This is a genomic window from Amycolatopsis antarctica (assembly GCF_002262875.1).
Taxonomy (GTDB): domain Bacteria; phylum Actinomycetota; class Actinomycetes; order Mycobacteriales; family Pseudonocardiaceae; genus Amycolatopsis; species Amycolatopsis antarctica.
In genome coordinates, this window is record NZ_NKYE01000010.1 from 191,691 (window position 1) to 216,592 (window position 24,902).

The window sequence follows — 24,902 nt, forward strand, 5'->3', positions numbered from 1 at the left end:
GCGCCGGATGACACATGGACGGCCGATGCGGCACGGCCGTACCGTCAAGTCCGGAATCGGGAAGTCGCCGTCACAGCAGGGAAACCGGTGCACGGTCACATCGGCTCCGGCCCGCCCTTGGGCTGTTCAGGCCATTGTGGACGGACGGTCAGGCGGCCCCGTCGGCGAGCGTGAGCGCGGCGGAGAAGAGCCGGATACCGACCACACCGGTCGGTTTGATGCCCGTCAGTTCCCGGATACGGTTGAGGCGGTGGTTCAGCGTGGCCCGGTGGATGTGCAGCGCGGACGCGGTACGGGTGCGGTCGAGGTCCTGGTCGTAGAGGTGGCGCAGCGTCTCCACCAGGTCGACCTCTCCCCACAGCGGGTCGAGTTGTCCCCGGATTCTGGCCGCGAGATCGTCGTAACGGTCGAAAGCGCGCTCCAGCAACAGATCGCCGGTCGAGACCAGCGGGCCGTCGACGGGGGCCGGGCCGGCGAGGCGGCCAAGATCGCGGGCCGACCCCGCGGCCTGCGGCACGCGCGTCGCCGTCGTGGCGTAGGCACAGCCGGCGGGGGTGACGGCGAGGCCACCGAGTTTGCCCACCGCCTCGGCCAGCGCGCGTTCACCGCGCTGGCGTGCCTCGTTGCCCGGTTCGGTCAGCGGCAGTACGAGCGCGACCTCGTGGCCGGAGACGAGATGCAGCACCCCGGGCACCGTGCGCAGCCGGTGCTCCACCTCCACGGTCAGCGCGATCGGCGGCTCCTCGCCCGGCGCGGCGTCCGGGACGGCCGGGACGGCGACCAGGTAGCCGCCGGGCGCGTCCGGCTGGTTGTCCGGCAGCGTCCCGGCGAGCAGTGCCGCGGTGTTGTGCCTGCGCTGCGCCCCGTCGCCCATGCCGAGCCACAGGTTGCCGAGGTAGGCGTCGGAGACGACCTTGGTGACCAGTTTGGTGTCGGCCAGCAGTCGGCCGGCGAGCACCCGCGCCGCCGGGTTCTCCCCCGGGCCGCACGAACGCCAGACCGCGGACAGGACGGTGCTGGTCGCCTGCCGGTGCGCCCGCACCAGATCGTCCAGCGGGACCTGGTGCCCGGCGCACCAGCGTGCCAGCTCCGCGCAGCGGCCGAGCCAGCCGCGATCGACCTGGGCGTCCAGGGGGCGCAAACCCGACCGCAGCACCGAAGCGGCCATGCCTGCCATCCGCTGACCGTCCACTGTGCACAGACGAGCAAGGCCGGGAAACTGTTCCTGCACCCGGGCCAGCGCGTCGCGCACGACGGCCGAGCGCATTCCGGCGAGCCGACGCGGCAGGGTCGCGGTGGTGTTCATGCCGCGACGTCCCGGCCCGCGGCCACGTCCGCCGCGAGCGCCGCGGCGAACAGGGCGATTCCGCGGGCGGACACCGGGTGGAAGCCGGTGAGTTCGGCGATCCGCCGCAACCGGTAGTTCAGGGTCTGCCGGTGCACGCCGAGCGTCCGCGCGGTACGGCCCCGGTGCAGGTCCATCCGGTACAGCACGCGCAGGGTGTCGATCAGGCCCGCACCCTCGCGCAGCGTGCCGAGCAGTGTGCGCAGGCCACTGCTCACCTCGGGGCTGCGCGCGACGCACTGGTCCACCAGCAGCGCGTCCGGGCCGTAGAGCCGTTCGGGCAGGCTGGCCGTGCGGGCCAGTGCGGACAGTTCCCGCGCCGTGCGGGCCGCCGCGGGCACCTCGTCGAGCGAGGCACACGGAACGGCCACGGCGGGAAGCTCGGCCCCGGCCCGCTTGAGCAACCGGGCCACCCGATCCCAGGCGGCGGCCTCGGCCCGGGTGTCGTCCTGCCCGCGCCGGGGGGCCAGCACACAGAGTTCCCCATCACCGGAGCGCCACAGCGGGTCGTCGACGGTACCGCCGCGACCGGGGCGGGGCGGGCGCACCTCGTCCGCCCCGGCGTTCCCCTCCGGGACCGCGGCGACCAGGAAACCGCCGGAGGGCAGGCTGATCCCCGCGCCCCCGGCGAGCAGTGGCGTGAGCTGACCGTCCAGCGCGGCCTGCACCAGTGCGCCGCCGACGCCGGCACCGTCGTCGGCCACCGCGGACAGGTAGACCCTCGCGCCGTCGGTCAGCAACTGCGCGTGGTTCTCGGTGACCCGGTCGAGCACGACACCCACGACCGGAAAGCTGTCCGGATCGGCGCCGTCCCACAGGGTCGCGGCGACGAAGGCGTGGCAGGAGTCGCAGAGGGCGAGGAACTCGTGCACGGGCAGGCCGTACGCGGCGGCCCGGCGGCAGACGTCCCGGAAGTAGTCCACGTCCTCTTCGTCGAAGCCCTCGGTGGTCGCGGCGAGTTCGAGATGCCGCTCGGTGCCGATCACCACCACCTCGGCCAGGTCCCGGCGCAGCGACACGGGCATCCGCGGCAAAGTGGCCAGCCGGGCCTCCGCGAGCTGGTAGGCCTCGGCCGCGATCGACGGCGCACGGTGGCCTAGTTCTCGCGTCAGTTCGGCGATCTCGATGTCGGGCATCAAGCACGTCCTCGCAGTCACCTTCGCGGACCGGGTCTGCGGCGTCACGGACCTTCGGTATCGCGCAATTTTACGGCCGGTCGACGCCAGGTACAGAGCCGTACACCGTGCGTTTGCATGAAAATCACCAACTGATCAGTAGTTTTGTCACCGGTCTGGCGGCTGGTGCACGCGCGGCGGCCAGACCCCGGGCTCGATCAGCCCGAGGGCGTAGGCGCGACTCGGGATCGCCGCGCGGCTCGGTGCCTCGAGCTTGCGGCGCAACTGGGCGAGCCGGTAGTCCAGCCCGGTGCGCGAGAGCGCCAGCCTGCGGGCGACGGCGGTGTTCGCCTTGCCCTCCGCCAGAAGTTCGATCACCTGCCGTTCGGTCCGGTCCAGCCGCACTCCGGGGACGAGACCGAGCAGCGGGCCACCGGGCCGTGCGCCCACCGGCGCCCTGGCATCGACCGGATCCAGCGCGCAGTACACCCGGGGCGTTTGCGTGTCGGCCCCCGGAACGTAGGTGACGGTGGCGTGGACCGCGGTCAGCGTGCCGTCACTTCGCCGCATCCTCGCCGGCGAACGGAACGAGGAATCTTTACCGGACAACAGGTCCCGCCATGGTAGGGAACCGGCCGATACGGCCGAGGAGGAGAACAGGTCGGCGGTGCGCAGCGACCGCAGCTCGTCGAGGGCGTAACCCGAGCGCTCACAGTAGGCGGGATTCGCTCCGACCACCCTGCCGACCGGACTGAACGCGACCAGCGGTACCTCGGCGCGACGGCACAGATCCTCGTAGCGGCGCTCCGCGGCACGGGCGGCCACCCTGCTGTCGACGAGTTCGCTGGTGTCCTCGTAGGCGAGGCCCAGCCAGCTCGCCGAACCGACGGGATCGAGAGCGAAGACCCAGCCGGTGGCATGGCCGGTACCGATGCGGCGCGGCAGCGGGCAGTCGAACCGGCGCGGTGCCCGGGTCTCGAGCACCGACTCCTCCGCGGCCGCGAGCGCCCCCTCGTCGTGCCCGGGAAAGAGATCGGTGAAGGTGCGGCCGACGATCTCGGCACGTGTCGTCCCGTGATATCGATGGAACGCGGGATTCGCGTACCGATAGTGCAAATGGCGGTCTTTTACCGCTATCACCGAAGGCGAATGGCCCAGCAATGTGCCCGCCACACGGCCCAGATAGTCGGGATCCTCGCCGAATGCCTGTACGAGCTGTCCCGGAATCGCCTCGAAAAGCGAAACGTCGATCGGCACGAACATTCCTCCAACGTCGGCACGGTCGGAATCGATCACTACTGCGCGTTCGGAGCCGCCCATTCTGGCACGAAGCTGGCACCACGCACGTCATCCTCCGGTAGGACACCGGGTTGGCCGTGACACACGCGTCGACCGGACAGCCCCCGAAGCCCGGTCGATACATAGTTCTACAGAGTCCGCAAGGCGGCCGAGTTCGGCACCGGGAACGAGTACGCGAATTCCTGCGCAGTGGGAACCGGAGCGAGCACGCGCAATTCGCGACGTCTACGGATTTACTGGTAATCGATTTCTCGGACCGAATCGCCGAGCGTCGATAATCCCGTTCGCGGCAAGGCCGATGATTCAGGACGAAATGAGCCGCTCGACCCCGTCGAGCAGGCACCGGAGACCGAACTCGAAGACGCTGTCCGGCTCGGAGGCCCGCAGGGCGTCGTCGTCGAAACGTTCGATCATCGGCAGCGCACCGGAGCCGAAGGTCTCCCGGATCGGGCCACGGCGGACCAGCAGCCACTCCTCCCGGGTGCTGCGCTCGCGGCGTTCCCGCGCGAGCGGCTGGGCGGCACCCTGCACGTGGGTGGACACCATGATCGCGATGCGCACCATCGTCGCGAAGTCGAGCCCCAGCCCGTCGACCGCGCGGATCCGCCAGTCGGTGTACGCCATCATCCTCGGCGCGAGCGGCGGCCGGGTGGTGATGGTGGCCAACTGCGGAACCCAGGCGTGGTCGAGGTAGATCTCCCACTCGCGGCGCGCGGACAGTTCGAGGCGGTTCCGCCAGCCCGCCGGACCGGGCTCCGGCAGCGGCCGGTCGCCGAAGACGGCGTCGATCATCATGCCGCCGAGTTCTTCCTTGCCCCGCACGTAGCGGTACAGCGACATCGGACCCGCATTGAGTTCGGCCGCCACCCGCCGCATGGACAGCGCGGCGACACCCTCCCGGTCGGCGAGCCCGATCGCGGCACGCACCACCCGCTCCGGGGTGAGCGCCGCCGCCTCCTCGGGCAGGTCCACGTCGAGCTGCTGCCTCTCGGCGACCCGGTCCCGGTACGCGCGGGCACGGCAGGCGCGCGAGCAGTACCGGGCGGGCCTGCCCCGGCCGGACGGCGGCAGCGCCCGGCCGCACACGCTGCAACCCACCGGCCCACACTCCCTTTTCGTCACGAACGGTTCGCTTGTGACGAAAGCTTACCGGACTGAGTCAGCCGGACCGAAAATACGCCTCGAATACGGCTTTTACCAGCTCTATAAGTGCTTTCGATACCGGGATAGGCATCTGCGGCATCGATCGAGTACGGTGTATTTATGACTCGTACACTGTATTTTTCATCGGCGCCGAAAGACGCCTCGCCACGGAACAGCGTGGTCTTGCGCGACGTCGTCAAGGTCTACGGGACGGGTGGCACCACCGCGACCGTGCTCGACGGCGTGACGGTGGCCTTCCCGCGCCGCACCCTGACCGCCGTGATGGGGCCGTCCGGCTCGGGAAAGAGCACGCTGCTGCACTGCGCGGCCGGGCTGGACCGGCCCACGTCCGGCTCGGTGAACGTCGACGGTGCCGAACTGACCGCGCTGGGCGAGACGGAGCTGACCCGGCTGCGCCGCGACCGGCTGGGCTTCGTGTTCCAGTCCTACAACCTGGTGCCCACCCTGACCGTGCGGCAGAACGTCACGCTGCCAGCGGAACTCGCCGGCAGGCGAACCGGCGCCGAAGCGGTGACCAGGGTGCTCACCCGGCTCGGGCTCGCCGCGCACGCCGATTCCCGGCCCGCCACACTGTCCGGGGGACAGCAGCAGCGCGTCGCGATCGCCAGGGCACTGCTGAGCGAGCCCGCGGTGATCTTCGCCGACGAGCCGACCGGTGCCCTCGACAGCCGGTCCGCCGCCGAGGTACTGGGTCTGCTCCGGGGCGCCGTCGACACGGCCGGTCGGACGATCGTGATGGTCACCCACGATCCGGTGGCGGCCTCGATCGCGGACGCGGTGGTGTTCTTCGCCGACGGGCGCGTGGTCGAGACCATGCCCCGGCCCGACGCCGGGGCGGTCGCGTCCCGGATGGCGACGCTGGGCGCGCCCGCCGGAACGAACGGCGGACGCCGATGATGTGGCGGCTGGCGTTGCGGACGGTTCGCGCACGACCCGTCTCCTACCTCGCCCCGGCCGGGGTGCTCCTCGCCGGGACGGCCCTGCTCACCGCGCTCGCCACGCTGGCGGAGACCGGTCTCGCCGGCACCGGGGACGGCACGGAATCGCTGGCGATCCTCGCGGCGATCATGGGCGGCTGGACGATGGCGATCGTCGTGTACGGCGTCGTGTCCACCATCGCACTGGTCATCCGGCAGCGGGAACGGGAACTCGCCCTGCTGCGCTCGATCGGCACCACCGCGGCGCAGATCCGGACGACGGTGCTGGCGGAGACGACCACCGTCGCGCTGCCCGCGGTGCTGGCCGGTGTGCTGCCCGGGATCGCGCTCGGTTCCTTTCTGCTCGACCGAATGGGCGCGGTCGGCGTGGTGAGCGGGCCGATCGAACTCGTCGCCGGCTGGCGGCCGTTGACCGCGGGCGCGGCGGTGGCCCTGCTGTCCGCGGTCGCGGCGGCCCTGCTCGCCGGGCGCAGGGCCGGGAAGGTCGCCCCGGTGCTCGCGCTGGCCGAGGCCGCCGACGCGCCCGTGTCCGCCGCCGTTCTGTCCCGGCCGGCCCGGTACGCGGGCCTCGGGTTCGTACTGCTCGGCGTGGGGTCCGGGATCGGCACACTGTTCATGGCGAACGGCCCGCTGCTGGCAGCCGCGGCCGGACCCGCCTGCATCGCGGTGGCGATCGGCCTGGCACTGCTCAGCCCGGCCGTCGTCGCACTTGCCGCCAGGGCGGCGCCCGGCGCGCCGGGCGCGGTCGGCAGGCTCGCCCTGCGCAACCTCGGCGCCCGCGCCGCCCGCTCGGGCAGCATCGTCGGCCCGCTGGCGCTGCTCGTCGGCATCGCCGCCGGAACGCTCTACATGCAGAGCACCGAGGACTCCACCGCCGGCACCGGGGGCGCGGCCGCCGAGGAGGTGGCTCCGCAGTTCGCCGCGGCCAACTACCTCGTGGTGGCCATGATCATCACCTTCTCCACGATCGCCGTCACGAACACGCTGGTCGCCGCGACCTGGCATCGCCGCCGCGAGTTCGGTCTGCTGCGGCTGACCGCGTCGACCAGACGTCAGGTGCTGCGGATGGTGACGGTGGAAAGCGCACTCTCCGCGGGCATCGCGATCGTCCTCGGCACCGTGGCGGCCGCGGCGACCACGATTCCCTTCAGCATCGTGAAAACCGGATCGGCTCTTCCCGCCGGTCCATTGTGGATGTACCTGGCCATCGTCGCGGGCAGTGGTGCCGTCGCGGTGGTCACCACGTTCACGACGACGCTGCGGGCGACCGAAACACGGCCGATCGCGGCGCTGGCGGCGTGAACGGCGCACGGACGGTTCATCCACAGTGGACCGTCCATGCTCCGGCCGTCACCGTGCGGACCGGCGGGACGGCCCGACGGGGCCACGGTGCACCACCCGTTCGGCCGCGCCGGGACCCGTCCCGCTACTTCTCCTCCGCTACATCGGAGAGTCGTCGGCATCCAGAACTCTGCGAAGCCGGGCGAGCGCCCGGTGCTGGGCCACGCGAACCGCGCCCGGGGTGGAACCGACCGCATCCGCCGTCTCCTCCGCCGACAGGCCGACCACGACCCGCAACACCACGATCTCGCGCTGCTTGTCGGGAAGAACATGAAGAAGACGCGTCATCCGCTCATTGAGCTCACTCTGCAACGCACGCTGCTCCGGACCGACCCCGACCTCGACCTCATCGGGAACCTCGGCCACCGGCTCAGAACGATTACGCGCCGCCGCACGATGCGCGTCAGCGACCTTGTGCGCCGCGATGCCGTAGACGAACGCCAGGAACGGGCGGCCCTGATCGCGATACGAGGGCAATGCCGTGAGCACCGCCAGACACACCTCCTGGGCGACATCGTCGGCCGAAGCGAAACTCCGCTCCTGCCTGCCAACTCGAGCGCGGCAGTACCGCATCACCAGCGGGCGCACATATGCGAGCAGACGCTCGACCGCCGCACGGTCGCCGGTCATCGCGGCGGCGACGGACTCGTCCGGAAAATGGTTCTCCGGGACGTCAGGGGGCCCGGGCCGGGAAAGATCGGCGGGGGCGGCAGGCTCGGTGCCGCCCGCCCGGTGCTTGATCCGGGACAGCGTCGCCTCGGTGTCCAGGCCGTCGCGCAGGGCGTCGGTGAAGGTCGCGTCGGCGACGCGCAGCCATCCGCCGGATTCACGGTCGGCGTCGTCCATCTCCCGCACCTCCGTCATGCGTCCTCCCCGGAACGCTCCCGGTGGAGCTCGCCGACGCGGGCGCGGGCGTCGCGCAGGGCGGACCGGACGTCGGCTTCCCCGAGATCGATCTGCTCGGCGATCTCGGCAGTGCCGAACCCGTCGAGAGACCAGGCCAGCACGACGCGCTGGCGTTCGGGCAGCCGGGCCAGCAGCGCGACCACCTGCGACGCGCTCTCGACCAGCGCGATCAGCTTGTCCTCCACGTGCCGGTCCGGGCAAGACCGGTCCGCGCGCCCGGCCCGATCGTCCCCGGTTTCGTGCCGGGCCACCCGCTCCGCCGCGAGGCGGGAACCGGCCCGGCGCACCCAGGCGGCGGGTGATTCGACCGCTTCCCACCGCAGGCAGGCGTCCAGCATCGCCTCGGTGGCGGCGTCCCTGGCCGCTTCGATCTCGAATCCGAGCTTGCAGAGGAACCCCACCAGCAGCGGGAAGTCCGCGGTGAAGTACTCGTCGAAGTCGTCGCTCACCGGCATCGCGACCCTCCCCCCGGCATACCGGAACCCCACCTGTGCGCGCCGTGTGCACGCCCCCGCGTGCGGGGACCCGTCCGCTTTCCGGCCGCGCCCCGGCAACAGCATTCCGAACCGGGGGCCGGAGCGCCACCACCCACGGTCAATTGGGCAACGGCGTGGCGCGGACGGTGTCACGACGGACGGCCCGGGACCGGCGGGCGCGCGGAGTTCACGCGCCGCCGGTCCCGGGCCGGGTGCCGGGGTTCGGACGGTCAGCCGGGCAGGCGCCGGATCTTGACGGTGCAGTCCAGCCGGGTGGCGGGCCGTCCTTCCGGGTCGTCGTGGATCCGCTCGTGTTCGCGGCTGACCAGCACTTCCCACTCGCCGGACGGGAGTTCGAGCGCGGCGACAACCTCGTCCGGGGTCGGGAAGTGCACCTCCGGGTGCGGGTTGTGCTCCCACGGCGGGAATCCGAGGTGCCCGACGATCAGCAGGTGCCCGCCGGGGGCGACGGCCGCGGCGGCGTTGCGCAGGATCCGCTCCCGGGGGATGTCGTGGTAGGAGTGCAGGAAGTGCGCGGACACCAGGTCGAAGGTGCCCGCTGGGAACGAGACCGCGAGATCGTGCCGCCGGAGCTCGACGCGCTCGGCCACGCCCGCCTCGCCGGCATGCCGGGCGACGCGGTCGAGCGCGACCTGGGAGATGTCGGTGGCGGTGACCGTCCAGCCCCTGGCGGCGAGCCAGATCGCGTCGCCGCCCTCGCCGCAACCGAGGTCCAGAGCGGTGCCGGGGGTGAGCCCGGCGGTCTCGTTCACCAGCGCGGCGTTGGGTTCGCCGCTCCAGACCTGCTCCCGGTCGCGGTAGAACGCCTCCCAGAACTCCTCGTTGGTGGCGTGGTCCCCGGCCGTCGGCCGGTGGTCGTGGTCCGGCCCTGAGCCGGGGTGGGTGTGTGCGGTCATGGACCGAGCATGCGCCCGGCAGGCTCCCACGCGCACGTTCCGTTGCCGAAACGGCAAGCCACCACGGACGCGACTCGCCGGGAGAACCCGCTGCCAGGCGTTATGCCGCAGCGGCGAGCCGCCCGCCGTTCCCGGGGTAACACTTCGCGCCGCCCGTCGACTATCCCGGCAACCGAACGACAGGAGACGCCAGTGACCGGCTCGACCGAGGTCCCCACCCGCCGCAACCAACTCCCGCTGATCATCGCGGCCTCGGCGGTCGCCGCGGCGGCGGGCACGGTGTGGGCGATCGTGCGGCACGAGGACAGCGTGATCGAACGCGGACGCTTCGACGGCTCGGGACGCATCGTCATCACCGACGGCACCCTGCACACCCGGGATACGGACGCGGCGTGTGCCGGCGTGGGGCAACGCGACACCTTGCGGTCCGGCGGCGACCTTGAGGTGTGGAACCCGGCCGGGCTGCGCGCGGGGACGGGCACCATCACCCGGGGCACCGCGGGCGACTCGGGATGCGTGCTGGAGTTCACCATTCCGGGCACCGCCGACAGGTACGGGTCCTACACGATCAGGACGGGCGGGAACTCGCTCGGAACGGTCGACGAGCAGGCGCTGCGCGACGGCAGGGCCGTCGTCCGGGTCCCGTGAGCGGCGAGACCCGGGCCCCCGGCGGCACGGGAATCCAGGCACGGGCGCCCGGGGCCGGCCGGTGACCGGGGTCTGGGTCGCGGGCCTCCCGTACTCCCAGCGACGCACACTGCCCGGGCGGCTGTGCCGGCTCGGTGGCACGCTCCGGCTGGAGGACGAGGAGCTGGTGTTCGAGCCGATCGGTGGTATCGGCCGTACCCGGCGGCTACCGCTGCGGCAGATCGTCGCGGTGCGCGCGTTCGCGGACTCACCACCCCGGCTCTCCATCGAGACCGCGGACGGCCGCGGACTCGTGCTGATGATCGCGGCGAACCGGTTGACTCCTGTCTGGACGCGCGACACCTCCACCAGGGACAGGGCCGTGGCCGCCATCTCCCGCCATGTCGGCCTGACCTGACGGTGCCGTCACGACGTCCGGCGACCGAGCCGGGGCTCCTGTTGATCCTCGCCGGTGTCGGTGTCGTCTGGCTGGTCATCGGGGCACTGGGTACCGGCCCCGGCGAGGGTGTGCTGTTCCTCGTGCTCGGCATCATCGAGCTGGCGGTGGTCCTGGCCGAATGAGCCCGCCACCGCCGGGCGGCGCGGGAAAGCCCGGACCGGGATCGGGGGCGAAGACCGTCCCTGATCGCACAATCCGTCTGATGTGGACAGTCGCCGTCCCGGATGCCGCGACCACGCGACCGCCGGGATCGCCCTCGGCGAAATCGGAACGCCGAGGGCGAACACCGTCCCCACCACGGACATCCCGCGCATACCTTGTCCGAACCCGTACACCGAAGCAACGCCCGAAACGAGGCAGGTACCGATGACGCTGTCGCTGACCCCCGAATCCCCGGCGCCCGAGATGCGAGCCGCCGGCGCGTCCGCCGACGACGCGGTCTACGAGCGCCTGCTGCGCGAGCGGATCGTCTTCCTCGGCTCCGAGGTGGACGACGCGGTGGCCAACCGGATCACCGCCCAGTTCCTGCTGCTCGCCGGGGACGACCCGGCGAAGGACATCACCTTCTACATCAACTCGCCAGGCGGATCGGTGACGGCGGGCATGGCCATCCACGACACGATGCGGCTCATCCAGCCCGATGTCTCGACCTGGGGGCTCGGTTTCGTCGCCTCGATGGGCCAGTTCCTGCTGTCCTCCGGCACACCGGGCAAGCGGTATCTGCTGCCCAATACCAGGGTGGTGATGCACCAGCCGTCCGCCGGAATCGGCGGCGCGGCCAGTGACATCGCCATCCAGGCCGAGGTGTTCGGCGGGATGAAGCGGCGGATCGCGGAGATCACCGCGCGGCAGACCGGGCAGCCGGTGGAGCGGATCACCGCGGACGCCGACCGGGACCGCTGGTTCGACGCCGAGGAGGCGCTGGAGTACGGATTCGTCGACCACATCGTCGGCAGCGAGTCCGGGTCCGCGGGCTGACCGCCGGGCCGGGCGGCGTGCCCGCCTCCCGGCCCGGAGCGGGCTACTTGGTGAAGGTGATACCGACCGGAGCGCTCAGCAGCGGGGCGACGATGCCCGCGCGGCCGGTGTCGAGGTCGACCCGGACCAGCGCGGACAGGCCGAGCAGCCCGTCCAGCCGCACAGCCGCGACGCCGCGGTAGTCACCCGCGTCGTAGTCACCCGCGGGGGCCGCTCCGGAGATGTCGAACCCGTTGACGGCGGTGATATTCAGTCCGAGCTTGCCGACGGTGTAGAGCTGGCCGGTGTTCGGGGAGACGACCGGCTCCACGCCGGGGGCGGTGCCCTGGGTGACGAGGGTGTCCCGGCCGGCGTCGAGGTTGTAGAGCAGGGTGCTGGTCGCACCCGCCACGCTGTTGGTGTAACCGGAGGCGGCGACCTTCGGTGTGCGGCCCTCGGCGGGGTCGCCGGGCGCGTAGGCCAGGGTGCCGTCGGCGGCCGCCAGCGCGCCGGTGTCCGGCACCAGGCGCAGGTTCTGGCCGGTGTCGGTGACCACCCGGATCCGGTCGACGGTGGGGTTGAAGTCGAATCCGATCGCAGAACCGGCAAGCTCCACCGGAGCGCCGACGGTGGTGGCCTTGCCCGTTCGCGCGTCCACCGTGTGCAACTGCCCCTTCGCCGACATCGCGTAGAGGGCGCCGTTCGCGGGGCGGACGTCGATGCCGATGAGCCGGTCGCCCTTCGCCACCCCGGTGACCCGGACGCTGTTCTTGGGCAGCAGGGCCAGCCTGGAATCGTAGGTGGTCAGTTTCCCGTCGGTGCCGAGCACGAGCAGGTCGCCGCGGTCGCTCTTGGCGGGCCGGTTGTCGGCCGTGGCTGTGCCCGCACCGAACGCCGTGCTCGCGAGTACGGCTGCGACGGCGACGGCGACTGTGGTCTTCCGCATGGTTCCTCCTGGGTTCCCCAGCGGCCCCGGGCGAGACCGCACCACTGCATTCGCCCGGCCCGCCCCCGGCGTTCACCGGAAAGCTCGGAAATATTTCTGGCTCGCCGGGTGAACACCGGACCCACTTGCGCCGAATACACCTCGACGGCCATGAGGGGGATCCGGATGAGCAGGTTCACGAGCAGACGGGCGGGTACGCGGACCGCGGAACCCGACCTGCGCTCGGAGCAGGCGGTGCGAGCGGCCTATACGGCGCACGGCCCGGAGCTCTACCGTTTCGCGCTGCGCCAGTTGCGTGACGAGGGCGCGGCGCAGGACGTGGTGCAGGAGGTGTTCCTGCGGGCGTGGCGGTCGGCGGACCGGTTCGATCCGGAGGTGGCGAGTCTGCGGGTGTGGCTGTTCGCGATCGCCCGGCACGTGGTCGTCGACCAGATCCGGCGCGCGGTCAGCCGGCCGTCGAGTACCTTCGGCCTGGTCGCCGACCAGCCGCACGGCCCGCCCGCGCGCGGCTTCGACGAGCAGGTGATGAACGCCTGGCTGATCGAGGAGGCACTGAGCAGGATCAGCGCCGAGCACCGAGCCGCACTCGTGGAGACCTACTTCCGCGGACGTCCATGCGCCGAGGTCGCCGTCGAGCAGGGCGTACCCACCGGAACGCTGCGCAGCAGGGTGTTCTACGGCCTGAAGTCGCTGCGGGTGATCATGGAGGAAATGGGGGTGGAACCGTGAACGACAATGCCCATCGCGCCCTGCGCGAGTCGCTGGGTGCCTACGCGCTCGACCAGCTCGACGAACGCGAGCGGCTCACGCTCGACGCCCATCTCGCGGGTTGCCCGGCGTGCCGGGCCGAACTGGACGAGCTCACCCCGGTGGTCGAGAGCCTGCGGCTGGTCGACGTCGCCCGGCTCGGGGACCTGTCCCCGGCGCCGCCACCGGAACTGGGCGAGACGGTGGCGGCCAGGGTGCGAGCCGAGGCGGGCAGGCGCCGCGCGTTCCCGCGCAACGCCGTGGCGGCGGCCGCCGCCGTGGTGGTTCTCGCCGCCGGGGCGGCGGTCGGCTGGCTGGCACACCCGGACGTGCCCGCGTCGCCGGAGATCCCGTTGGAGACGGTCGAGGTCGACGGCACCGATCCCGGAATCGTTGCCGCGGCTCAGCTCGTCCCGCACACCTGGGGGGTCGAGATCAGGCTGACCGCGTCCGGGTTCGATCCGGGGCAGGCGTACCGGGTGGCGATCACCGATGCCGAAGGCCGCCGGATGTCGGCGGGCGAGTTCATCGGCACCGGCGCCGCCGAGATGACCTGCAACCTCAACAGCTCGGTGCTGCGCGCCCAGGCACAGGGCTTCGAGATCACCGACCCGGCCGGGGCCCCGGTACTCACCTCCACCTTCTGACCGTCCACAGTAGACAGACTGCTCAGCGCGCCCGGTGCCGCCCGGCGGCCCGGGCGTGCGCTTCGGTCAGCAGGGAACGCACCGGCTCGGCCGTGGCCTCCCCGGGGTTCATGACACAGATCCAGCCCTGCGCCGCATAGACCGGATGCGGGTGGATGCGGTCCACCGACCGATGGTCGACGCTGTCGGCTCGCTCGGCGTACCCGGCGGGCGGGTAGCCGAGGAGTTCGGTGAAGCGCTCCCTGCCGACGGCGATGTTCAGCCGGAACACCCCGGGACGATCCACTCCGGAGACGGTGTCACCCGGGTAGTCCTTGATCACGATCGTCACGAACGGCATCCGTGCCGGGGTGCCGGGTTTCCCGTCCGGGCCCTGGCCGGGATCGTGGTAGACGAACGAATCCCCCCAGGCCACCTCGGGTGCCCCGCTCTCCTGCGACGCGGTCTCGACGCGGACACCGGGAAGTCCGGCGACGAACCGGATGATCTCGTCCTCGGTCACTCGGGTGCTCCTCTGCTCGGCGGGTGGCCGAAAGATCTCGGCGCCGTGTTCCAGTGTCTCATTGGAGCCGCCTGGAGACTTCGTCCGAACTTCGCCACATAAAACGCGAAAACCGCACCAAAACCCTCCGCAGCAATTCGAAGGTTTCAGTGGAGAGTCAATGCGTCTGGACCGTGCGTCGCTCGTGTCACGCGCCCCAGCACCCCGTGTCGGGCGGTACGGCACCCCGTGTCGGGCGGTACGGCACCCGGGCGCCGAGCCACCTGTTCTTCGACGACGGACGGAGGGACCCGAAAAAGTGCTCGGCGGAAACGAGGGCGACGGGCACAGTGATCCCGTGAACGTACGAGGGCTGAACGACGACGGAACGATCGCACGCGAAGGTGCCCTGGAACGGGTGCCCGCGGCGTTCATCCCCGTCGTCGACGCCGCCCGCGCCCACATCACGGCGACGTTCGGCACCACGCGACTGCACAGCGCCTACCTCTACGGCAGCGTCCCGCGCGGCACCGCGACCCCCGGAACCTCCGACCTCGACCTTCTGCTCGCCCTGCGCGAGGAGCCCTCCTGCACCGACCGCGCCGACGCCACGGCGATCGAGACCGCACTCGACCGCGCCTTTCCCCAGATCGACGGGGCGGGCATCGGACTGTCCAGCGCACCCGCCCTGCTCGGCGACCTCGAACGCCATGACGGGGGCTTCTTCCTCGCCTGCTTGTGCACACCCCTGCTCGGCGACGATCTGGCCGGGCGACTGCCTCGGTACCGTCCCAGTTCACTGCTTGCCCGCGAGACGAACGGCGACCTCGGCGACCTGCTCCCGCGCTGGCGTGCCCGCGCCGAGGAGGCCACCACCGACGACGAGCGCCGGGCTCTCGGCCGCAGCGTCACCCGCCGCGTGGTCCGTACCGGATTCACCCTGATCATGCCCCGCTGGGGTGGCTGGACCAGCGACCTCGGCGAATCCGCGGAGCTCTTCGGCCACTACTACCCCGAACGCGCCGGGCAGATGCGTCTCACCGCGGCCGCCGGCCGGGTCTCCTCGGCCGACCCGGCGGTTCTCGCGATGCTCCTGGACGACCTGGGCCCCTGGCTCGCCACCGAGTACACGGCGGTACACGGCGAGCGGACACCCCGCCGCTGAGGAACAGGCAACCAAGCCGGTGTGGCCGGGGGGGCAGCGCAGCGAGGCGAGGTGACCGGCCAGGACGCGCCGGGCCCAGCGTGCGCCTGCCGGGGGCGGCTCGTAGATCACGTGCGCGGCGAGGCCGTCGATGACGGCGTGCAGGCGGAGCGCTTCGAACTCCCGGTCGGCGTCCGGGGCGAGGTCGACGCCGTTGTCGAGCAGGCCGATCAGCCATCGGCAGGCGCCGCGCAGCGTTTCGTGCGCCTCGTTCCGGGGACCACGGAGTCCGGGGTCGGAGTTCGCCGCGGAGCACAGCGCGAGGTAGACCGCCATCTCGGCCCGGCGCTCCCGGTCGAGCGGCAGCATCTGTGCGGCGATCGCCTCCACGGTCTTCACCGCCGAACCCCGGGGCCGCAGCGCCTCCATTCGCGCCGTGGCCCGCTCCACCACCAGGCGCAGCGCGAACACCAGCAACCGGGACTGGCTGCCGAAGACGTGCCGGAGCGCGCCGGTGGACAGCCCGGCCTCCGCCGCGACGGTACGGACGGAGGTGCCGCCGACGCCGTCGCGCAGGATCACCCGCCACGCGGCTTCGGCGATCTGCTCGCGCCGCTCCTCGTGATCGATCAGCCGGGGCACGGGGATTGCCTTTCCCCCAAGGGATCGCGCGCTCCCACGAGGACGATCACGCCGTCTGCCGGGCACCGTCGCGGTGCCGGGCGAAGAACTCGCGCATCGTGGCCGGCAGCCACAGCAGGACCGCGACCACGGCCGCGAGCACGATTCCGCCGACCGCCCAGCCGAGGAACTCTCCTCCGGCCGTCGCCGAGTCGATACCGTTCAGCATCGCCGCGATCATCAGGACGGTGAGGGTGACACGCGCCCACTGCCGCCCCGCACGGACCTTGACGGTGAGCCAGGCGGCGACGGCCGCGAAGACCGCGTGCACGGCGGTGGCGAACACGACCGCAGCCGTGGTCGCGGTGTCCAGCTCCGCCGGGCTCATCGGCGGGTTGTTCCGCACCACGGACTCGGTGGTGCCCGACGGATCGAGAATCATCTGCACCGGCAGTGCGATCAGGACAAGGATCAGCACCGCGACGGTGATCACGAGCGTCCGCACCGCGACCGGGAAACCCTGCTTTTGGTGGTACGACTGTGCCTCCACCCCGTCAAGGTATCAGCACACTCGTACCACCAAAGAATCGGTAAGTCACCGGCCGACCAGGATGGACGCGACCAGCGGGGTCCACCGGAACGAGGTCGCCCCGAGCCGGTCACCGGCACGAAGGTCGGGTCCTCGTCCGCCGTGCACGGTTCACCGAAAGGTGAGCCGTGCGGCCGCCGCGGACCGGCCGGACAAGCCGCGCACCGTAGACCCGGAATGGCATGACGACGGCGCACGGCAAGGAGATCGGCGCTCCGGCCACGGTCCGATGTGCACGGTGCCCACCGGTCCACTTCGGACACCGCGGGGCGGCGGCAGGCCCCGCGACCCGGCAACCCCACGGCCGGGGACAATCACCCGGCCCGCCGTTCGAAGCCCGGAAGGTCCGCACCGTGAACCCCGCCAAACCCACCGCCGCAGGATCCGTTCGCGTGGCCGGGATCGTCACCGAGGTCCTCGCACCGTGGGTGGTGATCATCCTGCTCAGTACCGCGATGTCGGCGAAGGCCACCGGGTTCCACGCCTGGCACACGCCGTTGTGGGCACTGGTGGTCGCCGTCTTCTCGGCGGGTGTCCCGATGGCCTTCATCGCCCGCGGTGCCCGGCGTGGCACCTACGACACGCACCACGTGAACAACCGGGAGGCCCGTACGGTCGTCTTCCTGGTCTGCCTCGGCTCCACCGCCGTCGGAATGGTGATCCTGCTGCTGGGCAGCGCGCCGTGGACGATGGTCGTGACGACCGTGGCGATGCTGACGACCCTGGTCGTCACCGCGACGGTCACCGCGGTGGCGAAGTGGAAGATCTCGATGCACACCGCGGTCTCCGGCGGGGGTGTCGCCATGCTGGCCTGTGTGTACGGGCCTTCGGCACTGGCACTGGCCGGTCTCGTCGCGTTGGTCGGCTGGTCGCGGGTGGTGCTGCGGGACCACACCACCGGCCAGGTGTGCGCCGGCGCCGTGGCGGGCTTCGCCGCGTCGGCCGTCGTTTTCCTCGCCCTCGGGTGAGGCGGCGCTTCGCGGAACCGGCGGCAGCCGCGCGGCGTCAGTCCTGTCGGAGCCCGGCCATGGCAGGCGGGGGCGGCGGAGGAGCGGCGATGAGCGAACCGGCGGAGACTCCCGGACGGCCGGTGCGCCGCCGCGTGCCGATCCCGGTCCGGCTGATCGCCGTGACCGTGGTCGTCGCGCTCTCGGCGTTCGTGTTCGTCCGGTCGCTGGACGACGACCTGCCGTCCTCATTGGACCCTGCCTGGACGGTCGGCCAGTCCGACCTGGGCGCCCCGGCCGAGGACCGTTCCGGGGAGACGACCGGTCTGGTGGTGGGCGATCTGGCGATCGTCGCCGGGCCGGGTGGACTGTTCGCGTTCGGCACCGGCGACGGGGTCCGCCGCTGGGACTTCCCGATCCCCCAGCTCCGGTACTGCGGGGTGACGGCCGGGCCGGACGCCGTGTATCTCACCGTCCGTCCGGACGAGGCCCCGGCCGCCACGGGCCCCTGTTCGGAGCTGGTGCGGGTCGGCATGGACGGCCGGGAGCAGTGGCGGTCCGACCTCGGCCCGGCGGAACCGGACACCGGATCGCGGTCCTCGACCGCGGGGCCGCTGGCGATCGGCGCCACTACCGGCGATGTCGCGCTGGTCGGTGCGCGCTCGATCACCGCCCGCGCCGCGCGGGACGGCAGCACGGCGTGGACCGCCACGATCGAACAGGACATGTGGGGCGAGAGCGAGTACGGCGGCGGCTGCGCCTTTCGCGACGCGATCGTCGGCCCGGACGTCATCGCCACGACCATCGGCTGCGAACGGCCGTTGATCGCCGCCGGCACCTCGGACACGGTGCTGGAGTTCCGCTCCCGTGCCGATGGTTCCGTGCTTCACCGGGGTTCGGTGTTTCCCGGCGGGGACGCGACGCTGGTGCACGCCACCAGGGCCGGCGCCGTCCTGGTCGGCTCGCCCGGTACCAGCGGTGCGATCGTCGACTTCGTCGACGGCTCCGCCGTCCACGTCGCCTCCTACCGGGCGCCAGGGGTCTCCGCCTCGCACGGCCCCCTCGCCACCGACCGGGAACTGCGCAATGCGGTGATCGCGGGCGATCTGCTGGTGCTGCTGCCCACCTCCGGCCTCCCGGCGGCGATCCGCATCTCGACCGGCCGCACGGCGTGGAGCGCACAGGAAGGACCGGAACGCGGCGGCGGCGACGGCCCGGCCGTGGTGTGGAAGTCCGCCCTGCTCGTCGGGGACGGGCGGGTCTTCTCGGCCTACGACCTCGAGACCGGCGCGCTGCGCTCCGACGCGGGCATCGACATCGGCTCCGGCCCCACGGGCGACCGGGGCCGCACGGCATCGACCCAGAGCTGGAGCGAACTGCACCGTGCGGGCGACCGGATCATCGGGTTCCGGCTGGACTCGACCCGGCGGTCCGTCGTCGGCCTGCGGGAAGCGGGGACGGAATGAGACGAGCACTGACCGCCGTCGCGCTTGCCGCGGCGACCCTCACCGTGGCGCAGGGGTGCGCCGAATCCGAGGACCGGGTCACCGAGCCGACGCCGGTGTCGCTGCCCGCCCAGCTCTCCGCCGCGCCGCAGGCACGGCCGATGGGCGCCGTCGTCGCCGGACTGACCGGACTCGACGCGTGCGCCCTGATCGACCCGGCGGCGGCGAGCATTCCCGGCTACGAGGGGTCCCGCGTCCGGGCCCGCTCACCCCACCAGTGCACGATCTCCACCGGGGACGGCCAGGGCAAGTACGGCGACATGGCCGTGACGCTCGGCCTCCCGCTCAGCCGTGACGAACGTTTTCGCTACGAGCTCGCGCACCCGGCGGGCATCACCACCTACACCAGGACGCTCGACTCGATGAGCTGCGAGGCGTACGTGCCGGTCGGTGCCGATCTGTCGATCGCGTTCTCCATCAGGTCGACCGGGGCGGAGCCGGACCGGTCCGCGTGCGAGCAGGCGCTGGCGCTCGTGACGGCTGCCGCGCCACGCCTCACCGCGCCGAGCGGACCGCCGGGGCCGTTCGCCGCCCACGACGCCTGCACGGTGCTCGGGGCCGCGCTCGGCGACGCCCGCGGCGACGCACCCCTGTCCCCGGGCGGGCACTCGGCCCGGTCCGGGATCGACGGTTGCGGCGTGGACGAGGGCCGGGGTCTCGAGGACCGGACCTCGCTCGAGCTGAGCTACCGGCCGTCCGAGCGGGAACGCGACGGCGACGACGGGGAGCCGCGAACGGTGGGCGGCAGGCAGGTGTGGCCGCGCTACGACGACTGCGCCGTCGTCTGGGACCACGCCGCGTCCGGCCTGCCCGGCGCATCCGGCGAGTCCGCGTCCCTGCTGGAGATCGTCCTGGAAGCACCGTGCGGGCAAACCGATGCGCTCGCGGCGGAGGTGATGCTGGTGCTGGACGGCCCGCCACCGGAGCGGCCGGGCGCGCAGTCCCCGCTGTTCTACCGGGCGGAGGAACCGGACGTCGCGCTCGGTGCCTGCGTCGACGTGCCCGCCAGGGAGTCCTGCGAGCCCCACATGCCGGTACCCGCGCCCCGTGGCGCACGGGAGGTGTCGGACGCTGTGCGCGCCGATCCGGATGTCGCCTGCGCGATCGCCGCCGAGGCGGTGGGCAGGCACCTCGGCCCGGAGTTGCGGCCGGTGGTGACGCGGCGGCCGGTGGACGGCTGCCTGTTCGTGGAGCCGCGGCACAGCGTGCGGGTCCGGGTCGGCGTGTCGGTGGGCGAACTCGACGACACCTCCACGACCTCCGCCGGGCAGGCGAGAACCACCGTCGCCGGGCGGCCCGCGGTGACGCAGACGTCCGAGGGCGGGGCCGGGTACCGGATCGCCGTCCAGCTCGTCGAGGACGAGGAAGCGCCGACCAGGCTCGACATGTCGGTGGAGGTCACCCCGCCGCGCGGCAGCGGCGGACGGAACTCCGGCGGTTCCCGCGCCCCGGCGCTCGACGCGATCGCCGAGGACATCGCGGCGCGCGTCTACTGAACCGCACCGCGCGCCGGATCACCGTGCCGGGCGCGATGGGCGATGGTGTCCCGGGTGTCACGGCGCAGGCTCTGCACCATCGTCAACAGGCCGAGCAGGACCACCACCAGCAGCAGCACCACGCCGCCGACCTGCCGGACACCGAACGCCGAGTCCTGCGGGGCCACCACGGCCGCCGGGAACACCAGCAGGGGCAGGGCGAGACAGACACCACCGCCCACCGCGGTCAGGACCCGCCCGGCGGGCCGCGACAACAGCAGTAGCACCGCGCCTGCCAGACAGCACACGCCATCGACGGCGAACACGATCCTGAGCACGACCCCGAATGTGCTTGCCCTGGCGTCTCCCAGGTCCAGCGAACCCGAAGCGGCCAGAAGTGCGAGCAAGCCGAGCAGCAGGGCGAAGATCACGGCCAGGGCGAACGGGACACGGCTCGGCCGATGCCCCTGGGCCCGCCCGGTGGATCCGTACATCCGCTTTTCCTCCGGTCGAATCGTGTGTCCATACCCGTCGCCCGGGCCTCCGGCGACGGGTGCGGCAACATGTGGACGAAGTAAACGCCCTCCGGTGAGTGCTCGGCGCACGGTGGCAGCAACCGGCCCACCGTGCGGGAATCGTTGCGCAACGATTCCCAATCCGGTCACCACGTATTCACCGGTGAAATCGGAAACCGGTTCATTGCCCGGAGAATTCGTCGTCAGCATCGCTAATTCCTGTCAATGCCACCGGACAATTACCCGGCCGCACCCTTGCGCGGCGCCCGCGGATGCGCACGGTCCCGCCGAACTGGCCGGAATGACCCTCGTCAGCACGATTTCCGGCCACACGGCGAGTCCGGCACGAGCGACCGGGCCTCGTCGGCATCCGCTTCCCGACTTAAGTCGGCAGCGGTACGGGACCGGCGGCGCTAACGTCGGATTCGTCGTATCGAGGGCGAATCGAAAGGCTCCGTGATGGCCGCAGTCCTGTCAGAACAATCGCGAAAGACGTCGACCGGCCCAGCGCTCGCGGACGATCCGCCGCAGGCCCGTGGACCGGTGCGGCGAGCAGGCAGGCGACGGTCGCACCGTTTCCGGACACTGTCGTTCACGCTGCGCGCCGTGCTCGGTGCCGTCGTCATGCTGCTCGCGCTGCCCCCGGCGCTGGCCTTCGCCGAACCGCCCGGCGCGCTTCCGTCCAGCGTCGCGGAGCCCGACGGCAAGTGGCAGCCCGCGTTCGACTACGACACCGACGGCTGCTATCCGACGCCGGCGATCGGCGCGGACGGGACCGTGGCCGAGGGACTGAACAACTCCGGCGCGCTGAACGGCAACTGCCGCGACCAGTCCGACCTGGACAACACCAACTCGTACGCCCGCTCGAAGTGCAATACCAATGGTTGGTGCGCCTACATGTACGCCCTGTACTTCGAGAAGGATCAGGTGGTGGCCGGGGCCGACGCCTTCGGACACCGGCACGACCTCGAACACGTCGTGGTGTGGGTGAACCAGGACCAGGCTCAGTTCGTCTCCGCGTCCGCGCACGGCAACTACTCCAAGCACCCCAGCTCGGAGGTGCCGTGGGAGGGCACGCACCCGAAGATCGTGTACCACAAGGACGGTGGCAGCACGCACGCGTTCCGTATCGCCTCCGATGGCGACGAGCCGCCGGAGAACCACTACGGCGCCTGGCAGTACCCGGATCTGGTGAGCTGGAACAACTTCCCCGAGGGAATCCGCGACAAGCTCACCTCGGCCGACTTCGGCAGCGCCAGCCTGGCGCTCAAGGACGGGACCTTCGAGGACAACCTCGAGAAGGCGAAGCCGGACGAGGTTCCGTTCAACGCCCACGAGTGACCCGCACCGGCACCGGGCCGGGCGCGCCCCGCGGGCAGCCAACCCGGCCGGACGGTGTTTCCGGGCGGCCGGCCGGAAACACGGGGATGATGCGGTGTCATGGACGCGACACGGGCACTGCGCCGGATCGCCTTCCTGCTGGAGCGTGCGGGCGCGCCGACGTACCGGGTGCGCGCTTTCCGCAGGGCGGCGGGCGTGATCGACGGGCTGGGCACCGGTGAGCTGGACCGGCGCGTCCGGGCGGGCACGCTGACCGAGCTGCCCGGTATCGGCAAGGCCACCTCGGCGGTGGTCGCCGACGCCGTCGCCGGCCGGATCCCGGAGTACCTGGAGCGGCTGGACCGGGACGGTCGGGGTGATGTCCCGGACGGCGGCCCGCTGCGGGCGGCCCTGCGCGGGGACTGCCACACACACTCGGACTGGTCCGACGGCGGCAGCCCGGTCAGCGAGATGGCCGAGGCCGCCCGCGACATCGGGCACGACTGGCTGGTGCTCACCGACCACTCGCCGCGGCTGACCGTCGCGAGAGGACTGTCCGCCGAGCGGCTGCGCGAGCAGCTCGCCCTGGTCGCGGAACTGAACTCCGCGCTCGCGCCGTTCCGCGTCCTGACCGGCATCGAGGTGGACATCCTGGACGACGGAGCACTCGACCAGGATCCCGGACTGCTCGCGGAACTCGACCTCGTCGTCGCCAGCGTGCACTCGAAGCTGCGTATGCCACGGGAGGAAATGACGGCCCGGCTGCTCGCCGCCGTGGCGAATCCGCGGGTGAACGTGCTCGGTCACTGCACCGGCAGGCTGGTGACCGGACGCGGCCGCCCGGAGTCGGAGTTCGACGCCGAGCGCGTGTTCGGTGCCTGCCGGGAGAACGGGGTCGCGGTGGAGATCAACGCCCGGCCGGAGCGGCTCGATCCGCCGCGACGGCTGCTCGGCCTCGCCGTGGAACTCGGCTGCCGCTTCGCCATCGACAGCGACGCGCACGCGCCGGGGCAACTGGACTGGCAGCCCTACGGCTGTGTGCGGGCGACCGAACTCGGGGTCCGGGAGGCCGACGTGGTCAACACGATGAGCGCGGACGAACTGCTCGCCTGGACCGGAGCGCGGCGGTGACCGGTCAGGGCGACCTGCTCAGCCGACCCGGCGAAGGCGGGCGATGAGCACCCCGGTCGTCGTGGTCACGCTGTCGACGAGTTCCAGGTCCGCCGCGGCACCGTCCGGGAACAGCCGGACGCCGGTACCGAGCAGCAGCGGATGGATCGAGAGCAGGTACTCGTCGATGAGCCCGTGTTCGCGCAGGGAGCGCACGAGTACCCCGCTGCCGAGGACGGTCAGGTCCGGCCCTTCACCCGCCTTCAGTTCGCGTACCGCCTCGCCGAGGTCGCCGTCGAGCAGCGTGGCGTTCCAGTCGAGCGGACCGGTCAGCGTGCCGGAGGCGACGAACTTGGGCATCGCGTTGATCCACTGGGTGAACGGGTTGTCCGCGGGCATGTGCGGCCAGTTGGCCGCCATCCCCTCGTAGGTGCGGCGTCCCAGCAGCAGGCAGCCCTCCTGGTCGGCGTCCGCGGTCATGTAGTCGGCCATGACCTGGTCGAAGTAGCGGTTGGCCCAGCCCCCGTGCGGGAAGCCGTCGCGCAGGTCCTCGTCCGGCATCGCCGGGGCCTGCATGACTCCGTCGAGGGAGATGTTCTCGGTGACGACGATCTTGCGCATGACGGTGGCTCCTCGTGTTCGACGTTCCGGGGTTACCGTGCACGCAGACTACTGGTCCTAATTAAGGACCGCAAAGTACTTTTTCAGGACTCCTACGGGCGACTCGGTCACCTCTCGGGCCACGCGGGTGCGCCGAGAGCCGCCGGCGAACGGCGGGCGGGGTGCTCGCGGAGCGTTATGCTGCCGCGGTGACAGGTGATTCCGTCGATCGGATGGCCGCCGAGTGGGCGGCGCTGGCACCGTCGCTGGACGTGCGAGCGCTGCACGTCGTCGGCAGGGTTCTCCGCTACGCCGAGCACAGCAGGCAGGCGATCGTGGCGGCGCTGCGGCCGCTCGGCCTGAGCTACGGGGACTTCGACGTACTCAACTCGCTGCGCCGCCGCGCGGTACCCGGTGGCGTGAACCCCACCGAGCTGACCCGCTCCTCGCTGGTGACCTCCGGGGCGATGACCGCCAGGCTGGACCGGCTCGCCGCCGCGGGCCTGGTCGAACGCGGGCAGGACGACCGGGACCGGCGAGCGGTACTCGTCCGGCTGACCACCGCTGGCGAGGAACTGGCCACGGCCGCGCTCGACGCGGTGCTCGCCGCCGACGAACGGCTGCTCGCACCCCTGGACGAGGCGGGCCGTGACCAGCTCGGCGCGCTGCTCCGCACCGTGCTCGCCCCGCTCGACGGGGCGTAGACAGGC

27 protein-coding genes and 1 pseudogene are annotated in these 24,902 nt (G+C 71.8%); 15 read left to right on the forward strand and 13 right to left on the reverse strand.

What is annotated here, in order from left to right; translation table 11 throughout:
• Nucleotides 1-148: 148 nt before the first annotated feature.
• The 4 genes from CFN78_RS17780 to CFN78_RS17795 all read right to left on the reverse strand — a co-directional run bounded on the left by CFN78_RS17780 (nt 149) and on the right by CFN78_RS17795 (nt 4,857).
• On the reverse strand, nt 149-1,306 hold the full coding sequence (locus tag CFN78_RS17780; RefSeq protein ID WP_094863939.1) for a PucR family transcriptional regulator: 1,158 nt from the start codon (nt 1,304-1,306) through the stop codon (nt 149-151).
• Nucleotides 1,303-2,481 (reverse strand): PucR family transcriptional regulator, encoded by a 1,179-nt coding sequence (locus tag CFN78_RS17785; protein ID WP_094863940.1) that lies wholly within the window; start codon nt 2,479-2,481, stop codon nt 1,303-1,305. Before CFN78_RS17785 ends, CFN78_RS17780 begins: the two co-directional genes overlap by 4 nt.
• Nucleotides 2,482-2,628: 147 nt before the next feature.
• Complete coding sequence (locus tag CFN78_RS17790; RefSeq protein WP_165777598.1) at nt 2,629-3,717, reverse strand: helix-turn-helix transcriptional regulator; 1,089 nt, start codon at nt 3,715-3,717, stop codon at nt 2,629-2,631.
• A 345-nt stretch (nt 3,718-4,062) separates the two neighbouring features.
• A complete protein-coding gene (locus CFN78_RS17795) occupies nt 4,063-4,857 on the reverse strand; it encodes a TetR/AcrR family transcriptional regulator (protein WP_165777599.1) in 795 nt (264 codons plus the stop codon).
• A gap of 165 nt (nt 4,858-5,022) precedes the next feature.
• On the opposite strand from CFN78_RS17795, the gene CFN78_RS17800 reads away from it, so the two are divergent.
• Both CFN78_RS17800 and CFN78_RS17805 read left to right on the forward strand, forming a co-directional pair.
• Nucleotides 5,023-5,820, forward strand: coding sequence for an ABC transporter ATP-binding protein (locus CFN78_RS17800; RefSeq protein WP_094863943.1), 798 nt, complete (start codon nt 5,023-5,025; stop codon nt 5,818-5,820).
• On the forward strand, nt 5,817-7,163 hold the full coding sequence (locus tag CFN78_RS17805) for an FtsX-like permease family protein (protein WP_094863944.1): 1,347 nt from the start codon (nt 5,817-5,819) through the stop codon (nt 7,161-7,163). Before CFN78_RS17800 ends, CFN78_RS17805 begins: the two co-directional genes overlap by 4 nt.
• A 138-nt stretch (nt 7,164-7,301) precedes the next feature.
• On the opposite strand, the gene CFN78_RS17810 is transcribed toward CFN78_RS17805, so the two are convergent.
• From CFN78_RS17810 to CFN78_RS17820, 3 genes are all read right to left on the reverse strand, one after another.
• A complete protein-coding gene (locus CFN78_RS17810; RefSeq protein ID WP_094864008.1) occupies nt 7,302-7,832 on the reverse strand; it encodes a sigma-70 family RNA polymerase sigma factor in 531 nt (176 codons plus the stop codon).
• A 230-nt stretch (nt 7,833-8,062) separates the two neighbouring features.
• Nucleotides 8,063-8,563 (reverse strand): sigma factor-like helix-turn-helix DNA-binding protein, encoded by a 501-nt coding sequence (locus tag CFN78_RS17815; protein ID WP_094863945.1) that lies wholly within the window; start codon nt 8,561-8,563, stop codon nt 8,063-8,065.
• 251 nt (nt 8,564-8,814) lie between these two features.
• On the reverse strand, nt 8,815-9,501 hold the full coding sequence (locus CFN78_RS17820) for a class I SAM-dependent methyltransferase (RefSeq protein WP_094863946.1): 687 nt from the start codon (nt 9,499-9,501) through the stop codon (nt 8,815-8,817).
• 192 nt (nt 9,502-9,693) lie between these two features.
• On the opposite strand from CFN78_RS17820, the gene CFN78_RS17825 reads away from it, so the two are divergent.
• From CFN78_RS17825 to CFN78_RS17835, 4 genes are all read left to right on the forward strand, one after another.
• Nucleotides 9,694-10,149 carry a hypothetical protein gene (locus CFN78_RS17825; protein ID WP_094863947.1) on the forward strand — a complete coding sequence of 152 codons (456 nt, stop codon included), beginning with the start codon at nt 9,694-9,696 and terminating at the stop codon, nt 10,147-10,149.
• Nucleotides 10,150-10,210: 61 nt separating this feature from the next.
• Nucleotides 10,211-10,546, forward strand: a complete 336-nt coding sequence (locus tag CFN78_RS17830) for a hypothetical protein (protein WP_094863948.1) — start codon at nt 10,211-10,213, stop codon at nt 10,544-10,546.
• Between the two features lie 2 nt (nt 10,547-10,548).
• Nucleotides 10,549-10,710, forward strand: coding sequence for a hypothetical protein (locus CFN78_RS29210; protein WP_165777600.1), 162 nt, complete (start codon nt 10,549-10,551; stop codon nt 10,708-10,710).
• 283 nt (nt 10,711-10,993) lie between these two features.
• On the forward strand, nt 10,994-11,566 hold the full coding sequence (locus CFN78_RS17835; RefSeq protein ID WP_276307338.1) for a ClpP family protease: 573 nt from the start codon (nt 10,994-10,996) through the stop codon (nt 11,564-11,566).
• Nucleotides 11,567-11,609: 43 nt separating this feature from the next.
• Here CFN78_RS17835 and CFN78_RS17840 read toward each other — a convergent pair whose 3' ends face one another.
• Complete coding sequence (locus tag CFN78_RS17840; RefSeq protein WP_094863950.1) at nt 11,610-12,491, reverse strand: DUF4394 domain-containing protein; 882 nt, start codon at nt 12,489-12,491, stop codon at nt 11,610-11,612.
• Between the two features lie 165 nt (nt 12,492-12,656).
• On the opposite strand from CFN78_RS17840, the gene CFN78_RS17845 reads away from it, so the two are divergent.
• Nucleotides 12,657-13,220: a sigma-70 family RNA polymerase sigma factor gene (locus tag CFN78_RS17845; protein WP_094863951.1), complete on the forward strand. Its 564-nt coding sequence runs from the start codon at nt 12,657-12,659 to the stop codon at nt 13,218-13,220.
• On the forward strand, nt 13,217-13,885 hold the full coding sequence (locus CFN78_RS17850; RefSeq protein WP_240519520.1) for an anti-sigma factor family protein: 669 nt from the start codon (nt 13,217-13,219) through the stop codon (nt 13,883-13,885). Before CFN78_RS17845 ends, CFN78_RS17850 begins: the two co-directional genes overlap by 4 nt.
• Before the next feature lie 22 nt (nt 13,886-13,907).
• Here CFN78_RS17850 and CFN78_RS17855 read toward each other — a convergent pair whose 3' ends face one another.
• Entirely contained in the window at nt 13,908-14,387 is a 480-nt protein-coding gene (locus CFN78_RS17855; RefSeq protein ID WP_094863953.1) for a DUF6194 family protein, read from the reverse strand.
• Between the two features lie 337 nt (nt 14,388-14,724).
• On the opposite strand from CFN78_RS17855, the gene CFN78_RS29815 reads away from it, so the two are divergent.
• Nucleotides 14,725-15,531 (forward strand): nucleotidyltransferase domain-containing protein, encoded by an 807-nt coding sequence (locus tag CFN78_RS29815; RefSeq protein ID WP_094864009.1) that lies wholly within the window; start codon nt 14,725-14,727, stop codon nt 15,529-15,531.
• A gap of 51 nt (nt 15,532-15,582) precedes the next feature.
• On the opposite strand, the pseudogene CFN78_RS30345 reads toward CFN78_RS29815, so the two are convergent.
• Nucleotides 15,583-16,218, reverse strand: a pseudogene (locus CFN78_RS30345) (TetR/AcrR family transcriptional regulator); the annotation flags it as partial.
• Nucleotides 16,199-16,681, reverse strand: a complete 483-nt coding sequence (locus CFN78_RS17870; RefSeq protein ID WP_094863955.1) for a hypothetical protein — start codon at nt 16,679-16,681, stop codon at nt 16,199-16,201. The pseudogene CFN78_RS30345 and the gene CFN78_RS17870, both read right to left, overlap by 20 nt.
• Nucleotides 16,682-17,112: 431 nt before the next feature.
• On the opposite strand from CFN78_RS17870, the gene CFN78_RS17875 reads away from it, so the two are divergent.
• The 3 genes from CFN78_RS17875 (at nt 17,113) to CFN78_RS17885 (ending at nt 20,668) form a co-directional block, all read left to right on the forward strand.
• Nucleotides 17,113-17,688 (forward strand): hypothetical protein, encoded by a 576-nt coding sequence (locus tag CFN78_RS17875; protein ID WP_240519521.1) that lies wholly within the window; start codon nt 17,113-17,115, stop codon nt 17,686-17,688.
• A gap of 89 nt (nt 17,689-17,777) precedes the next feature.
• A complete protein-coding gene (locus CFN78_RS17880; protein WP_094863957.1) occupies nt 17,778-19,133 on the forward strand; it encodes a PQQ-binding-like beta-propeller repeat protein in 1,356 nt (451 codons plus the stop codon).
• Entirely contained in the window at nt 19,130-20,668 is a 1,539-nt protein-coding gene (locus CFN78_RS17885; RefSeq protein ID WP_094863958.1) for a hypothetical protein, read from the forward strand. The genes CFN78_RS17880 and CFN78_RS17885 overlap by 4 nt, the downstream gene beginning before the upstream one ends.
• Here CFN78_RS17885 and CFN78_RS17890 read toward each other — a convergent pair.
• Nucleotides 20,662-21,141 (reverse strand): hypothetical protein, encoded by a 480-nt coding sequence (locus CFN78_RS17890; RefSeq protein ID WP_094863959.1) that lies wholly within the window; start codon nt 21,139-21,141, stop codon nt 20,662-20,664. The genes CFN78_RS17885 and CFN78_RS17890 overlap by 7 nt on opposite strands.
• Nucleotides 21,142-21,786: 645 nt before the next feature.
• On the opposite strand from CFN78_RS17890, the gene CFN78_RS17895 reads away from it, so the two are divergent.
• A complete protein-coding gene (locus CFN78_RS17895) occupies nt 21,787-22,503 on the forward strand; it encodes an NPP1 family protein (protein WP_205660556.1) in 717 nt (238 codons plus the stop codon).
• A gap of 99 nt (nt 22,504-22,602) precedes the next feature.
• Entirely contained in the window at nt 22,603-23,613 is a 1,011-nt protein-coding gene (locus CFN78_RS17900; RefSeq protein ID WP_094863961.1) for a PHP domain-containing protein, read from the forward strand.
• Between the two features lie 18 nt (nt 23,614-23,631).
• Here the strand turns inward: CFN78_RS17900 and CFN78_RS17905 are convergent, their stop codons facing one another.
• Complete coding sequence (locus CFN78_RS17905) at nt 23,632-24,213, reverse strand: dihydrofolate reductase family protein (protein WP_094863962.1); 582 nt, start codon at nt 24,211-24,213, stop codon at nt 23,632-23,634.
• A gap of 188 nt (nt 24,214-24,401) precedes the next feature.
• Between CFN78_RS17905 and CFN78_RS17910 the strand changes: the two genes are divergently transcribed.
• The gene (locus CFN78_RS17910) at nt 24,402-24,896 is read left to right on the forward strand and encodes a MarR family winged helix-turn-helix transcriptional regulator (protein WP_205660551.1); all 495 of its coding nucleotides are present in this window, start codon (nt 24,402-24,404) and stop codon (nt 24,894-24,896) included.
• Nucleotides 24,897-24,902: the final 6 nt, after the last annotated feature.